The organism is Mucilaginibacter sp. P5_A6 (assembly GCF_056400585.1).
Genome location: NZ_JBFUKZ010000025.1, coordinates 66,417 through 82,467 on the forward strand (window position 1 = coordinate 66,417; position 16,051 = coordinate 82,467).

9 protein-coding genes are annotated in these 16,051 nt (G+C 43.2%); 3 read left to right on the forward strand and 6 right to left on the reverse strand.

The window, feature by feature from the left end:
- The first annotated feature begins 37 nt into the window (after positions 1–37).
- From AC1DO4_RS22710 to AC1DO4_RS22720, 3 genes are all read left to right on the forward strand, one after another.
- Positions 38–814, forward strand: coding sequence for an SDR family NAD(P)-dependent oxidoreductase (locus AC1DO4_RS22710; RefSeq protein ID WP_477419854.1), 777 nt, complete (start codon positions 38–40; stop codon positions 812–814).
- A gap of 27 nt (positions 815–841) precedes the next feature.
- Entirely contained in the window at positions 842–1,429 is a 588-nt protein-coding gene (locus AC1DO4_RS22715; RefSeq protein WP_477419855.1) for an SRPBCC family protein, read from the forward strand.
- Between the two features lie 63 nt (positions 1,430–1,492).
- On the forward strand, positions 1,493–3,226 hold the full coding sequence (locus AC1DO4_RS22720; RefSeq protein ID WP_477419856.1) for a GH35 family beta-galactosidase: 1,734 nt from the start codon (positions 1,493–1,495) through the stop codon (positions 3,224–3,226).
- Positions 3,227–3,596: 370 nt separating this feature from the next.
- On the opposite strand, the gene xyl3A is transcribed toward AC1DO4_RS22720, so the two are convergent.
- From xyl3A to AC1DO4_RS22750, 6 genes are all read right to left on the reverse strand, one after another.
- Positions 3,597–6,191: a xylan 1,4-beta-xylosidase gene (gene xyl3A, locus AC1DO4_RS22725; RefSeq protein WP_477419857.1), complete on the reverse strand. Its 2,595-nt coding sequence runs from the start codon at positions 6,189–6,191 to the stop codon at positions 3,597–3,599.
- Between the two features lie 88 nt (positions 6,192–6,279).
- On the reverse strand, positions 6,280–8,733 hold the full coding sequence (locus AC1DO4_RS22730) for a glycoside hydrolase family 2 TIM barrel-domain containing protein (RefSeq protein WP_477419858.1): 2,454 nt from the start codon (positions 8,731–8,733) through the stop codon (positions 6,280–6,282).
- A gap of 36 nt (positions 8,734–8,769) precedes the next feature.
- Positions 8,770–11,253: a beta-galactosidase GalA gene (gene galA / locus AC1DO4_RS22735; RefSeq protein ID WP_477419859.1), complete on the reverse strand. Its 2,484-nt coding sequence runs from the start codon at positions 11,251–11,253 to the stop codon at positions 8,770–8,772.
- 40 nt (positions 11,254–11,293) lie between these two features.
- A complete protein-coding gene (locus AC1DO4_RS22740; protein WP_477419860.1) occupies positions 11,294–13,381 on the reverse strand; it encodes a discoidin domain-containing protein in 2,088 nt (695 codons plus the stop codon).
- 13 nt (positions 13,382–13,394) lie between these two features.
- The gene (locus AC1DO4_RS22745; protein WP_477419861.1) at positions 13,395–15,764 is read right to left on the reverse strand and encodes a right-handed parallel beta-helix repeat-containing protein; all 2,370 of its coding nucleotides are present in this window, start codon (positions 15,762–15,764) and stop codon (positions 13,395–13,397) included.
- Positions 15,765–15,781: 17 nt separating this feature from the next.
- Positions 15,782–16,051: a hypothetical protein gene (locus tag AC1DO4_RS22750; protein ID WP_477419862.1), complete on the reverse strand. Its 270-nt coding sequence runs from the start codon at positions 16,049–16,051 to the stop codon at positions 15,782–15,784.

Consider the following 16,051-nt stretch of genomic DNA (forward strand, 5'->3'; position numbering starts at 1 on the left):
TAAATTAAAAAAAACACTAACATAAATTTTAATCCACATGAAAGAATACATATTGCTCACCGGCGCATCATCCGGTATAGGCTACGAAATGGCCAATCAATTAGCAGCCAAAAGCTTGAACCTGATATTGGTTGCCCGCACCGAAACCAAATTGCAGCAAATGCAAACTGAACTAACAAACAAGTATGGCATACTGGTTCAGTATTTCGTTGCAGATCTCTCTGATGTAAATGCTGCTAAAGACCTTTACAAAAAGGTGCAACAGGAAAATTTATTAGTAACCCACCTGGTGAATAATGCAGGTGTAGGCAACTATGGCAATTTTATTGAAACGTCATTGGAAGAAGAACTGAGCATGATTGAATTAAATATTTCCAGTTTGGTAGTACTTACTAAGCTCTTTGCAAAAGATATGGTCAGCCGCAAGTCTGGCAGAATTATGAATGTGGCATCGGTGGTTGCATTTTTACCAATGCCGTATTTTTCTGTTTACTCTGCCACCAAGGCTTTTGTAAAGGCATTTAGTGAAACACTTGATGCCGAATTAGACGGCACTGGTGTTACCGTTACATCGCTTTACCCCGGCACGGTAGACACCGGCTTTACCACAGATAAGATGCAATCTACAAATCTTCATAAAACCAAGCCAATGCATCCCAAAGAAGTGGCAGCGCAAGGTGTGAAACATCTTTTATCGGGAAAGGGAAAAAAAGTAGTAGGCTTTCAAAACTGGTTTAACTCCAAACTGTCAAGTTTTGTCCCTGATAGTATAATGATGAAGATCAAAAAGAATCTCGCAAGTGTTAAATCGTAATAAAGTAAAAATCAAATATCCCACACAATGAAAACAACAAAATTATTTATACTGGTTAGTTTAACCAGTATGTCATTGCTACTTTCCTCATGTTATTCACACAAAAAAGTAGTTCAGTCAAGTTTACCTTATTCCGATAAAATCAACTGGCCGGCAGGGTTTAAACCAGCAGAATCTGATTTTTTCATCCACAACGAAATAGACATTAAAGCTTCGCCTCAAGTAGTTTGGGATATTTTCATCCATGCTGCCAAATGGCCAGAATTGAACAAAAAAGCTGAAGGTATTAAGCTGCTAAATTCACCTGATGGTAAGCTTAATTCATCCAGTGTTTTTATTTGGCACCCGGCAGGTAAATTCACGTCAACTATAAAGGAATTCAAACCTCCTTATAACGTAGCCTGGCTGGGGGAAACCGATAATAAAAAAATTACCATTTACAATGCATGGATGATTATCCCAACCAAAGAAGGCTGCAAGGTTATTTCAGACGAATCCCAAAATGGACCTAAAACAAAAATGGAGAAAATTTTTGCGCCTAATATGGTTCGTAAAGATCTTCGGGATTGGTTAATCAGGCTGAAAGAACTGTCAGAAAAACAATCAAACAATTAAAAAATACAGGAACTACTTTTATCTTTAACCTGCCATAACCAATTAAACAAACTATAAAGGATCATGATGTTAAAGAAAACCTGGGCTGTTGCTCTATTTACACTATTGATGGTGCCTGCATTTGCCCAAAATGTTGCCATACCACATCTGGAAACCAAAGGGTCTCTCAAGCAACTGATTGTTAAAGGGACACCTTTTTTGGTGTTAGGGGGCGAACTTCATAACTCAAGCACATCCAGTGTGTCTTATATGACCCCGCTTTGGGATAAAATGAAGAAAAAACATTTAAATACCGTGATTGCGCCGGTTTACTGGGAATTGCTGGAACCATCAGAGGGAAAATTTGATTTTACATTGGTAGACAGTATGATCCACGGTGCGAGGGCAAAAGACCTTCATCTCGTCATCTTATGGTTTGGGAGCTGGAAAAATGGATATTCAACATATGTACCAGCCTGGATAAAAAACAATACTGCCAAATATCCCAGGGCCAAAGACAAAGAAGGAAATTCCTATGAAATGCTTTCAGCTTTGTACCCTGCATCGCAGAACGCAGATGCAAAGGCATTCAAAACGCTGATGCGTCATATAAAGGAAGTTGACAGCAAATACCAGACGGTTATTGCCATGCAGGTTGAAAATGAGATAGGTTTGTTTAAATCTCCCCGTGACTACGGAAAGTTTGCCAATGAAGAATACGAACATGGCGTTCCAGCAGATCTGATAAAATATCTATCTGACAACAAAGCGAGGCTGCAGCCTGAACTGGATAGTGCCTGGAAAGCTAACGGGTACAAAACGACCGGTTCATGGGAGGGTGTATTTGGTAAAAGCAGGTCTGATACCAAGGATGCATCTGTATTATCTTATCTGCCGGAAGAGCTATTTACAGTATATCATTATGCAAAATATGTAGGGGCCGTTGCAGCTGCAGGGAAGAGCGAGTACCCAATTCCGATGTATGTTAATGCCTGGATAAAACAACCTTCGTTTAATTATCCCGGCAAGTACCCAAGCGGAGGCCCCGTCCCTCATACGCTCGACGTATGGCGGGCTGTCGCCCCTTCAATAGATTTTATTTCTCCCGATATCTATGTTCCGTCAAAAGTTGCCCGGTTTACGCTGGAACAATATAGCCGGCCGGGTAACCCGCTATTTATCCCCGAAATCCGTCCCGGAGCGCAGTCTGCCAGCGAAGCGTTCTGGGCTTATGGACAATTGAATGCCATCTGTTTTTCTCCGTTTGGAATAGATGATTTACCTGCCGAGGAGGATGAGATCAGCAAAACATACGAAGTACTTAATCTGGCGAAGGATAAAATACTCGAAAATCGTGGCAAGGGCACAATGGCAGGAATTTATCTGGATACAGCTGAACGTGAACAGCGGTTTGACCTTAACGGATACCATATCCAGGCTTTGTTCGGTGGAGTGTCTAATTCCGAAATGGCAAATATTGCCGTTGGTGTCAGAAATTCTAAAGCAAGATTTGCCGGAGGGATTATCATTGCCAACGGTCCTGATGAATTTGTGGTAATTGGAAAGGACATGAGTTTTAAGCTCGAACCAATCACTCCCGACCCTCAAAAACCATTATTTGACGTCGAATTTTTAGATGAGGGATATTTCGAAAATGGAAAGTGGGTTACTACCAGGAGATTGAATGGTGATGAAGGCACCGGCGGTGGTGATTATGGATTTGGATTCATGAACCCAAAAAATGCTTATATCAAGTTCCAGCGGCAAAAAGATAATAAGTACAGCCTCATCAGGGTGAAGTTTAACAGGTATAATTAAATAGCTTAAACCGAATAGTCTTGGTATTGAGTTAAGCCATGCTCTGCATAGTGACTTTTAACTGGCGAGTCACTACGCAGTTCAGACGGTAAATTAGACATTAACTTTCATCGCCCGGTTCCAACGGTACCGATCCACAATTGGCTAAACGTATCATTGAGGGAGCTGAACAAACCTGTTTTTATTCAAAAGCCATACGTGGCAACGTTCCAGCCGTGTATAATCTGATCTAACATAATAACTTGGTTCTGTGCTATATAAAATTAATACAGAACCAAGTTAAATGAAATACTTATTTAGACGAACAATTATTAAGTGAAAACTAATATTTAGATTAGCCAGGAACACCAATCTATTATGGTTTCCGGTTTTATTTCCCAATCGAAATCCTGGCCATTTTTAAATCTTTTGAATCCGAACTGGTTCCATAATATACTTCATATTCTCCTGGGGTAACCGTCATTTTTTGCTGACCATAATCGAAAAACTCAAAAGCAGAAGAATTCAAGTCAATGGAAACCTGCCGGGCTTTTCCTGCCGGTATTTCCACACGTTTAAATCCTCGCAGCGTTTTCAACGGGCCTTCAACATCGTTTACTTTACGCACATAAGCCTGTATTACCTCGGTTCCATCCAGTCTACCGGTATTTGACATGGGAATTGTCAATACAATCAATTCACCTGCCTTTATAGAGTTTTTATTAAACCGGGCTTCTCCAATGTTGAAAGTTGTATAGCTCAATCCATAGCCGAAAGGGAAAAGGGCATCGTTCATGAACCGGTATGTTCTTCCTTTCATGGAATAATCTTCAAAATCGCCCAATTGGTCGGAACTTTTGTAGAATGTAACCGGCAGCTTTCCCGATGGATTATAGTCACCAAATATGACATCGGCCACCGCCTGTCCGCCCGATTGCCCTCCATACCAGGCTTGTAGTATGGCATCGCAACTTTCGGTTTCGGGCATTAACGCGATAGCAGAACCAGAACAATTTACAAATACAATCTTTTTACCTGCTTTTTTCAGCGCCTGCAAATACTTACGTTGTGAGGCAGGAAGATTAATATCCGTACGGTCGCCTCCTTTAAAGCCCGGGATTTGTATTGCCATTTCCTCACCTTCTAATTTTGGCGAAATGCCGCCTACAAAAACCACTACATCTATTCCCTTCAGTTTACTTATCAAATCATCATAGTTAACAGGTATTTCCCTGCCAATATTTAGTTTTAAACTGGCATCTACCCATTCAAAAATCGCCGAAAACCTGATTTCAATTTTGTATTCTTTTCCCGTTTCGACCTGATAAGGTTTCCTGGACGGTACAGCCTGATAAGATTCCTTATTTAACACTGTATCGCCGTTAACAACTACCTGGCATTTTCCGGCATACTCCAATTTAAAAACTAACATTTCGGATTTTGTAGCTTTATAAACAGTTTCGTATTTGCTCGAAAATCCTTTAAGGTTTACCCCCGCGCTAAATTGATGCTGGCCTGCCGTTGTTAACTGTATTGGGTTAACAATCTGATCATATGCTACTGCCTCCCCCTTAAATTCTTTATTATTCCAATAGGTGGCCCCTATCCCTGCTTTACCCTCAACCAAACATCTTTCAAAAATACTTTCGGTTATCATATCCTCGGTAAGGTCGCAGCCCTTGTCGTAAAATATCCTGTCATCAGCGAGTTTGGATTTAATGCCTTGCAGAACGGTAATGGTATTTGCCGGATAACCATTGTAGTTGCCCAACATCATAGGTTTTTCATCGGCATTGGGGCCAATTATTGCTATCTTTTTTATTGATTTGGATAATGGAAGAATACTTTTTTTGTTTTGTAACAAGGTAATAGATTCCTGCGCCGCCTGGAGCGCCAGTTTCTGATGATCTTTTGAATTTACTACCGATATGGGAATCTTCGACCAAGAAACCAGTGAGTCGCTGTCCATTTCGCCCAAGTCAAAACGACCAACTAAAACCCGCGTCAAATGTTTATTTATTTCCTCTTCGGTTACTAACCCTTTTTTCACAGCCTGGGGAAGTTTACCAAATGCATATCCAAATCCACATTCAACATCGGTTCCGGCTAAAACACCTTTGGCAGCAGCATGAACATCATCAGATGAAACCTTATGATTACTATAAAAATCGGCTATCGCCCCGCAGTCAGAAACAACTAAATATTTAAAACCCCAGTCGTCGCGAAGTATTTTCTGAAGCAAACGGGTGCTGCCACAGCAAGGTTCATCGTCCAAACGCTGATAAGCACACATTACTTCACGGACATCGGCCTGCTGCACCAACGATTTGAACGCTGGCAAGTAGGTTTCCCATAAATCACGCGGGTTCACCTGACTGAGGTTAAACGTATGCCGGCTCCACTCCGGACCTGAATGAACAGCAAAATGCTTGGCACAGGCAAGCAGCTTTTTATACCTGGAATCAGCAGGCCCCTGAAGGCCGTTTACAACCGAAATGCCCATACGCGAGGTTAAATAAGGGTCTTCGCCATACGTCTCCTGTCCACGGCCCCAGCGCGGATCACGAAATATGTTGATGTTGGGCGTCCAGGCAGAAAGGCTTAGAAACGCGCGATTTTCTTCACTATTTTTTCTTGATTGGTTGTATTTGGCACGAAATTCATCAGAAACGGCGTCGAATACATGGTAAACAAGTTTGTCGTTAAATGATGCCGCCATCCCAATCGGTTCAGGGAAGACAGTAACCCCATTGCTTTGTGCAAGGCCATGCAAAGCTTCGCTCCACCAATTGAATTTTTTTAACCCTAAACGGGGAATAGCCTCTGACTGATCGCACATCAGGGCAGCTTTCTCTTGTAACGACAGGCGGGATATCAGATCTTTAGCTCGCTCTTCGGAAGTTAGTTTGGGACTTTGATACGGCAACTGCGCAAAGAGATTTAACGAAAACAATAATATAGCACCAATTATTAAAGATTTTTTCATTGTATTATCTTTTGATTTAAATTACAGTGGCAGGATTCTTCGTAATCGATGCAGTTTTTTTGACCACCAAAGAACCCTGCGTTTTGTGTTAGTTGCTTTTTCCAGAAAATGCTTTGATATTTAAAGTAGCCCCGGATAAACCAGCTGAACCAACCGTCAATTTAATATCACCGGCATCGTGATTGCTTCTAATTACAACCAAAGCACGTCCGTGCCAGGCTTTATGCGTATTTCCAACATATGAGTCCGTGTCTTTCATATCCCCATTGGCGACGCCTGCAATTACACCAGGCCCTTCAATTTTTAGTTGCAGCCAGTTCACAGCGTTGGGTTGCGGTATGCCGTTCGCGTCTGTTAGTTCTATTGTCACATATGACAAGTCTTGCCCATTAGCTACTATTTCTTTCCGATCAGCAGTTAGTTTGATTTTTGCAGCATTCCCGGACGTTTGCAAAACGGTTGATTCAATTTCGTTATCCTTATCTACTCCGATTGCTTTAAGCTGACCAGGAGAATAAGGCACATTGAAATCCGCCTTATGTTCCTGTTCTTCTGTCGTTAGCTTTTCGCCAATGAGTTTGTTGTTGAGGTAAAGACGGACCTTAGGATACTTTGAATAAACTTCTACCGTAATGGACTTTCCCACATACTCCGGCCAGGTCCAGCTTTCCCAGGTCGGCCACACCGACCACCATGTTGTTTTAATTTCGAGGGGAGATGGTTCAGGCTCACGAACGGCCATGTATAGCTTTTCGGCATTATTATATAACAGGCTGCGGTAATGCGAAATCGGCTTCCTCCATCCTATCAAATCGATATCGCCGCAATAGGCGCCATGCCAGGGGAAAAAATCATGCTCCCAGTGTTCGCCAGGCACGTCGCCCGAATAGTACCAACGGCCTATCCCCGATTCTCCGAGATAATCCATAGCTGTCCAAACAAAATCCCCAATAACATAATTGTTGTTTTTTACCAGCTTCCAATTTGCAAATGCATCCTTGGGGTACGACTCCGTTTGAACGATCATTCGTGAAGACACCCGTTTATGATCAGAAGCCGCACTCCACAAATGATAATTATAACCACCAACATCATGGGCGGCCATAAGGGAATCAAGAGTTGCCCAGTCCTTGCCATTATCCACAATAGCGGATGTAACCGGGCGAACAGCATCTATCTTTTTTATAGCATCTGCAAGCATTTTGGCTGTTTCTACTGCTCCTGGGCTACCTCTTTCCACTATTTCGTTACCAATGCTCCACATTACAATTGAAGGGTGATTACGATCGCGTAAAACCATGGCATCTAAGTCGCGTTTCCACCACTGAGTAAAGTACTGAGCATAATCCTGCTTGTTTTTTCCCACCTTCCAACAATCAAACGATTCATCAACAACCAATAGGCCTAACTTGTCGCAAGCATTTAAAAAAGCCTCGGAAGGGGGATTATGAGAAGTTCTTACGGCGTTAAATCCCGCTTCTTTGAGTAACTCTACCTTACGCTCCTCTGCACGGTCAAAAGCGGCAGCGCCCAGGCAGCCATTATCATGGTGCACACATCCGCCATTGAGCTTTACTGTTTTGCCATTAAGCTGAAATCCATTTTCAGGTGTAAACTTTATAGAACGTACGCCAAAACTTGTTTCCGTTTGGTCAACTACTTTTTTATTGTTTATGATCTGTATTTGAGCATCATATAAACGGGGCGTTTCCGGTGTCCATTGCTGGGGAGTTGCTATAATGATAGTTTGAGCAACTTCTTTCTCACTATTCGCGGCCAGTTCAACCTTTATTTTATTATTTCCTGCATTTTTAGAATTTGCATCGTGTAACCAGGTGCTAAGAACAATACGTTGAGGCAAATCACTTTCGTTTTTTACCAATGTTTTAATTTGAACGGTTGCTTTTTTTGGAGACACATCAGGGGTTGTAATTGCAACTCCCCACTCTGCTATATGCACAGCATCGGTAACCATCATCCAAACGTGGCGATAGATACCTGAGCCACTGTACCACCTGCTGTTTACTTGCTGCGAATTATCTACCCTTACCGCTATTACATTTTCATTATTAAAATCCAAAAAAGGCGAAAGGTCATAGCTAAATGACGAATAGCCATAAGGGTAAATTCCAAGTGATTTTCCATTAATAAAAACCTCAGAATTCATATAAACTCCTTCAAAGTAAATGGAAACTTTTTTGCCTTTCCATTCGCTTGGCGCTTTGAAGGCTTTCCTGTACCAGCCAATACCTGCCGGGAAATATCCCCCCGCACCCCCCATGGGATTTTTAGGACTTATTTTGCCTTCGATACTCCAATCGTGCGGTAAATCAAGGCTCCGCCAACTCATATCATTAAAATCTCTCGATTTTGCCAATGCTGTATCTCCCTGAAAAAATTTCCATTTATAATCAAATAATTGTTTTCGCTCGGTTTTATCGGAATTTTGAGCCTGACACGCGAGGTTGCCTGCCAAAAACAGCAAGGCGGTAACTATTGCTTTAACATGATATGTAGCGCTGTAAATTTTATGCAGTTTCATAGTGATCTGTACTTTTTGAAGAAATAATATTTAACCTTATTGGACTTTAATAACAACTTCAGCTCCTTTAAGGGCTTCGGAAGAGGCTTTTAACCGGATCTCCCCGGCTTGTTTATTTGATTGGATCAGCACCAGGCAATAGCCGTTGAACGCCATCCGCTGACTGGCTTTATCCGGTTCATGGCTGCTGGGATTACCGTTGCCTGTGCCAATGATTCTTCCCGGGCCTTCGATTGAAAGCTTTACCAGGCTCGCTGCTGTAGGGACAACCCTCCCTTTGGCGTCTTTAACCGCCACCCGGATAACAGCCACATCGGTACCATCTGCTTTAAGGGTGTTGCAATCGCTCTTCGAGGTTAATTGGGCGGGATCAGTTGTTGTTTCAACAATGTCTTGTGTTACCAACTTTCCGCCTTTATATCCCCTGGCTTCCAATTTACCTGGCTTGTATACAAGGTTCCACATTACTTTGGTATAGGGAATTGCTTTTTGCCTGCCTATATTTTTTCCGTTGAGGAATAGCTCTACTTCGTCGCAGTTGGTGTAACAATGCACCTTTATGCTGTCTCCTTCTTTGCCGGGCCAGTTCCAATGCGGAAAAATATGAACCACGGGTTCGTTTGTCCAGGCCGCCTTGTACGCGTAGTACCCATCTTTAGGGAAGCCGCATATATCCATAAATCCGAAATGAGAGGTAACACATGGCCATTGGTATGGAGTAGGCTCACCGCGATAGTCAAAACCGGTCCATACAAACAGGCCTCCCAGATAGGGGTATTTAACAATGTCCGCCCAGTCTTCTCCGGGCAGTGGCCCCCAGTTGGGTTGCCATAATCCGAGGTTTGAGACAAAACCTTTTCCCCAATCGTTCTGATACTCTCCACGGGTTGAAATGAAACTTGTGGCTTCTGTACAAAACTCAACCCGGTTGGGATAGTTTTCATGGTCTTTCACATACGCCAGCCCTTTGTCTCCATAGTTATATCCCACAACATCCAGCACATCGGCATACCCGCCTTCGTTCCGTCCATGATTCATGGCAGCAGTCACAGGGCGTGTCGGGTCTATTTTATGCGTGATATCAACCAGTGTTTTTAATATCCTCGCCCCTGTTACTGTGCCTTGTATCCATTCCTCATTTTCCATACTCCACATAAATATCGACGGATGGTTACGATCCCTGTACAACATGGCTTTCAAATCCTTTATCCCTTCTTCCGAACTCGACAACATGCGATTTTCGTCCAGCACAAGCAAACCCATCCTGTCGCACATATCAAGCAGTTCCGGAGTGGGGGGATGATGGGAACAACGATAAGCATTGCTCCCCATTTCTTTAAGCAACTTTAATTTGTATTCATTTATTTTATCAGGAACGGCTACGCCAATCCCGGCAAAATCCTGGTGGTTGCAAGTACCTTTTACCGGGTAAAGCTTTCCGTTTAAAAACACCCCATTTCTGTTTATTTCGATTGTCCTTACCCCAAAAGTGGTTTCGTAATTATCGATGACAATCCCGTTTTCGGAAACTTCCGTCAGCATCTTGTAAAGGCTTGGTGTTTCGGGTGTCCAAAGCAAGGGCTTTTGAATAGTTCCTTTTTGTGAAAGTTCAACCGTGCTAAACGGCTCAATTATCTGCGATGAAGTTTTTGTATCAATTACGACTCCCTTATTATCGACAATTTTAGAGATGAGTGTAATGTTCTTAGCTAAGCCGTATTCGTTTTTAATATTGGTTTTTACGGTTACGACGGCTTCATGAGGCGAGACTAAAGATGTAGTAACATAGGTACCAAACCGGTCAACATGCAGTTTGTCGGTTTTATTGAGCCAAACATGCCGGTAAATTCCACAGCCTTCGTACCACCAACCTTCGTACTCGGTAGCGTCGACCTTTACAAGAATAACATTTTTGCCTTCGTTACCGTAGCGCAAAACATCAGTCAAATCATAGTTTGAAGGCGTGTAGCCGCTTTGGTGGTTGCCCATGAGCTGACCATTGACCCAAACGGAACTGTTCCTGAAAATCCCATCAAATTCTATAGATATTTTTTTTCCTTTATCGGTTTCTGGTATTTCAAACTCTTTCCTATAAAAACCTGTTCCACCGGGCAAATATCCGCTGACGGCCGGCGAGCTCCCGATTGATTTATCATTAACAAAAGTCCCCTCCACACACCAATCGTGCGGAAGGTTTACTTCCTTCCAGTCTTCGGGTTTAAATGTAGCTGCTTTATCAACATCGGTATAAGCAATAATGGCTTCTTTGTTGGTTTCAACTTTGACATTGATATCTGTTAAACCTCCATATCCGGCAGCTTTCACTGCCCGTTTGATAGCGATATCACCTTTGTGGAACAACCAGTTAAAGTCAAAATTTTCCTTTGTTCTTTCAGACCCGTGATTTGACCTGTCCTGTGCTGTTACGTTTAAAGCTAATAAAGCTGCAAACAAGAGCGTAATCCCCCGCTGTAGCATATTAAATAGCTGATTATTAGTGTGACTTTGTGTATTCATCATTTAAATAGATAACCGGATCCTTAAAGACCGGACGATAACATTAGGGTTGGCTTGTAATTACATCTACTTCGGCATAGCCGGTATTATCATTGCCTTCCGTATTCTTCAAAGCCCTCAATTTAATATAGCGTGCTTTTACACTCAGAAAATTTTTAATTTGTATCAGCGGGTTGTTTTTGATATTGGAGAATTCCCCTTCATCAACCAATTTCCATTCTTTATTGTCGGGCGAAACATAAAATTGATAGTTGGTAATAATGCCGGGACCCCATAAACCAGCGTCGGGCAAATACCTGAAACCAGACAGGTTTTCTTCTTTTCCCATGTCGATCACCAAATCAACCGGCATTTTTGTATCCTTGCCCTGGTGCCATACTGTAGCAGGATCTCCATCTAAAATTGCGTTAGCCTTTTCGTCATCTACTCCTAAAATTCTCCAATCCTTACGTGGCAGGTCAAATTTTTCTTCCACTTCAGGGCTGCTTTTACCCGTAGTAGCATCGCTGGCAATTGCTTTTACATCCAATTTTCCATCTGTTTGAAACGGCCCGGTATATTTTTTTGAACCAGTGGTGGGCCCACTTCCATCCAATGTGTAGTAAACTACAGATTCTTTATCAGCCGGGGTTATGATTATTTTACCAGATTGGTCCCTGATTATAGCAGGTGCAGTCAAAATCTGCGGCGCATCATAAACACCGATATTGGAAATAACAATACAACTTTTTGAGTCCGTAATATTTAGTCGAACTTTTGTTGCCTTCACACTCGGGAAAGCAAGAATACGTTTGTACCCAATGGTTGTTGCGTTGGCTACTTCTTTCCAGTTACCGCCAACAAAGGCTTCAACTTTGAATGCTTTCACACGTTGCCCCAACTGGATATACTCCTGTACGAGGAAACGATTGAATGTAGTTGGCTTGCCAAAATCGATAGTCAGCGAAGCTGTTTTTACATGATCGTCTGTTGCCCAATAAGTGTCTTTTTTATTATCAACAGCATTTTCGGCACCAAATTCCTTATTGTGGCCGCGAACATTGGAAGCAGTGGTCTTCTTTATTTTAGCCAGGTCTACAGCAAACGCTTCCTTAATCGCTTTGCCAAATTCCGAGGCTGCTTTTTCATCTCTTTCATTAATCAAACCATTGGGCATGATAGGGAAGTTAAGCAGGAAAGTAGCATTACGGCCAATGGAGTGGTAGTAAGTATCCATCAGCTGGGGTAGCGTTTTTACCTTAGTGTCTTCACCGGGATGATAAAACCACTCCGGCCTGATGGAAGTATTTACTTCGGCAGGAACCCATGCGTTACCGTTTTCTAAACCATGATGTAACATATTCCAGGTTACTTCGCCAGTGGCATTAAGCAGGCTCCAATTGGTTTCACCTACATAACCTGATTCTGTTCCCACCCAACGAAGATCGCCCCGGTCGCCGCCATCGTTCCAGATTACGCAATTTGGCTGCAGTTTATGGATAAGCGCATAGGTATTCTTCCAGTCATAGTAGGTGGTCCGGTCAATAGTACGGGTTTCATTAGCACCGCCGTAATAACCCGACCCTCCGTTAGCGCCATCAAACCATACTTCAAAAATGGGCCCATAGTTAGTCAGTAGCTCAGTAAGCTGATTCCTGAAATAGGTAATGTATTCTGGCTTACCATAATCCGGACTGTTTCTGTCCCAGGGTGACAGATAAATACCCAGTTTCAAACCATATTCTTTACAGGCGGCGGCCATTTCACGTACCACATCGCCTTTGCCATTTTTCCATGGCGAATTTTTAACTGAATACGCCGTGTGTTTTGATGGCCAAAGGCAAAAACCGCAGTGGTGCTTTGCGGTAATGATGATTCCTTTCATACCCGCTTCTTTGCAGGTCCGTGCCCATTGGCGGCAATCCAGGTCCTTTGGGTTAAACAAATTCACATCTTCGTTACCAAATCCCCAGGATTGATCTGTATAGGTATTCAATGAAAAATGCACAAATGCATAGGATTCCATTTGTTGCACACGCAGTTGGTTACTGGTTGGGAACGGACCAAATGGTTTAGGCGCGCTGATTTGAGCGCTGCAAAATACGGTTGGGAACAAAGAAAGAACAATTCCCAGGAAAAAATTTCTATTCATAAATTCATATTTATTACATTTTTAATTCAATCTTTTGCTTCAACTGGTGTTGGTTGCGAAAGATTACTATTTCGGTATTTTTCCCGGTAACCGCGTCCCGGGCTTCCAGCAGATCTTTAAGATTGCTAACCTGCCTGCGATTAAAAGTCAATATCACATCATTGGCCTGAAGGAATCCTGATGCGGCCGATCCATGTGCAACTGAGAGCACCAACACACCTCTAATCTGATCCATGCCGGTTGCAGATTGCTCGCCGGCGGTGCTCAGGTTTTTAATCCTGGCACCCATGAAATCTATCGTTTCATCTTTGCTTAAATTACCGGTGACAACAATTGCCGGGAAGATTGGCTTTTTGGCAATGGCCTTCAGCCGTACGGAAACCACACCGAAACTATCCATTGCGAAGTTTTTGAAACCTGCTGATATCGCTGCAGCGCTGTCGCTCAGGCGAAAATTACCTTTTTCGGGGTTGGTAAACACCGGAGGGCTATATACAGAATGTCCATCCGTGCCGCAGGATCTGGCCTCGGCCAGCGACACGGAATCGGGAAAAATGTTATAGTCAACTTCCTTTCCCCATGCCGAAATCCCGATAGGCAAGTATCCTGTTCCAACAATATTATGACGAAAAACGTCGCCGCTGTTTTTAAACCATACATGAGGGTGAAAAGTATTATTGACCATGATATTGTTTTCAACAACACGGTTTACGCCTTCCCGTAGCTTGATCCCCCCGTTTAAACACAGGTTATTATAGATAAGGTAGTTGCTGGATCCGTCATCCAGGTCAATATCCCAGCCGTGGTCGCAGCGGAATCTGTTATTACGAAGCACAATCGGCTTTACAACATCAAGGAGTGCTATACCGGGGTTTTCGGCAACCACTGAATCAAGCTTCTTCTTATCGGCCTGCCAGTAACGGTCGCGGCCCCAGGAATTAAAAGATCCATGGTCTCCAGTTTCCTTTACGGTATTAAACACATCGTTAAATTCGATGATATGCCCTCCCCAGGTTCCTTCACTTACATTTATACCGGCACGGGGCACATCGTAAATGGTATTATGACTTACCGTGATGTCCTGGCACATAGATAGCTCCACTCCTGTTGATTGCTTTTCTACGTAGCCGAGATCAAACATCAGGTTATCATAAACTTTACAATCCTTTGGATAGTTATTTGTTTTGGGCCCGGGCGTACGGTCAATTTCCGCCGGTGGTATGTACTCGTTATATTCAAAGCTGGGCGAACGTACCGCGCCCGGGTCGCCGACAAAACAAATGCCGCTCGCCCCAATTTCGGAAATCTGGCACCCGGACACTTCACAGTCCCGGTTGTACTTATTGAAAAACACAGCGTTGCCACCCAGATTATGCAGAAGGCTGTTTTCGAGGCGGCAATGTATGGCACCTTCGAACAATACTGCCCCGCCCCGGTAAATCGTCCAGTCGCTGCGCAGCAACGGCTCCTTATTTTGCATAAAGGTGCGTACCGTTCCTGTTAATGTAAGCCCGGAGATAGTAATGTTTTTAACCGGCTTTTCTTCCGTCCCCCTAAATTCAAATAAATGCGCAATCTGAGGCGTTTCAAACTTTGCAGTCTTTAAATCCAGACCTTTAGCAGGGAAATAATATAAGATTTTCGTCTTTTTGTTATAATACCATTCGTTGACTGCATCAAGCTCTTCAAAAACATTCTCAGTATAACGATATTTTTCATGCATGCCCGAACGCCGGTTATTTTGCCAGCCCCCTTCCAGTATAGGTTGGCCGCTGGTGTCTTTCCCCGTAATGATATAATGAAAATCACCCCATCTGGCGCTGTGCAATGCATGCACATACCCGCCTGCGGGTGACTTCCATCTTGCAGCCCGTTCTTTGCTAATGGCATCTGCTGCTGTACCACTGAGAATTTGCACCGAAGGGTCATAGTTCGGGTAACGGGCCATGTGCTGTAATTTTCCATTCACAAGCAGTTCATCAAAAACAAGGTCGTGGGCGATCTTAGCCTGCCGGATGCCATTTTTATATGCTGTCCAATTCAGATTGCTCAGTACTGCGCCGCCGCTTATAATAACCTCCTGGTGGTCAACACTCGTCAAAGTCAGAGGTTCATTATCCTTCCTGGAGTCGGCAGCAGTAAAAACGACGGGGGCACTTAAGTGATATGTACCTCCATAAAGCCTGATGAAAACTGCTCCCGGGACTTTCCGCGCCCTGGTCAATGCTTCGCTTATGGAAGCAAATGGTTTACTTTGGGTACCCGGATTGCTATCATTACCGCTGACGGAAACATATAAATTAGTTTGTGCGCTGCTGCCGGCCGGCCATAGGAAGACAGCAAGCAATACGGATGTTATAATTAAGTTTTTAATCTTCTGCATTTAACGTTGTTTAAGAATTACGTGGGCCAGGTGATTTGCCCGGTCGCCGCTTTTAAACGGATGTCACCGGGCATCTTATCACACTCAATCGATTGCAGGTAATATCCATTAAAAGCTATACACCCGCCGGTTTTACGATAGTTACGATTATAGGGGTTATTATTTTTGCTAATTATCTCTCCAAGGCGCTCAATTAAAAATTCAATAAGGCTCTTAGCTGTTGCGCCTGTTCTGCTTTCAGCTTGTTTTGTTAACACTTTTCCAATAGAGCTTACGCCGTTTATCAT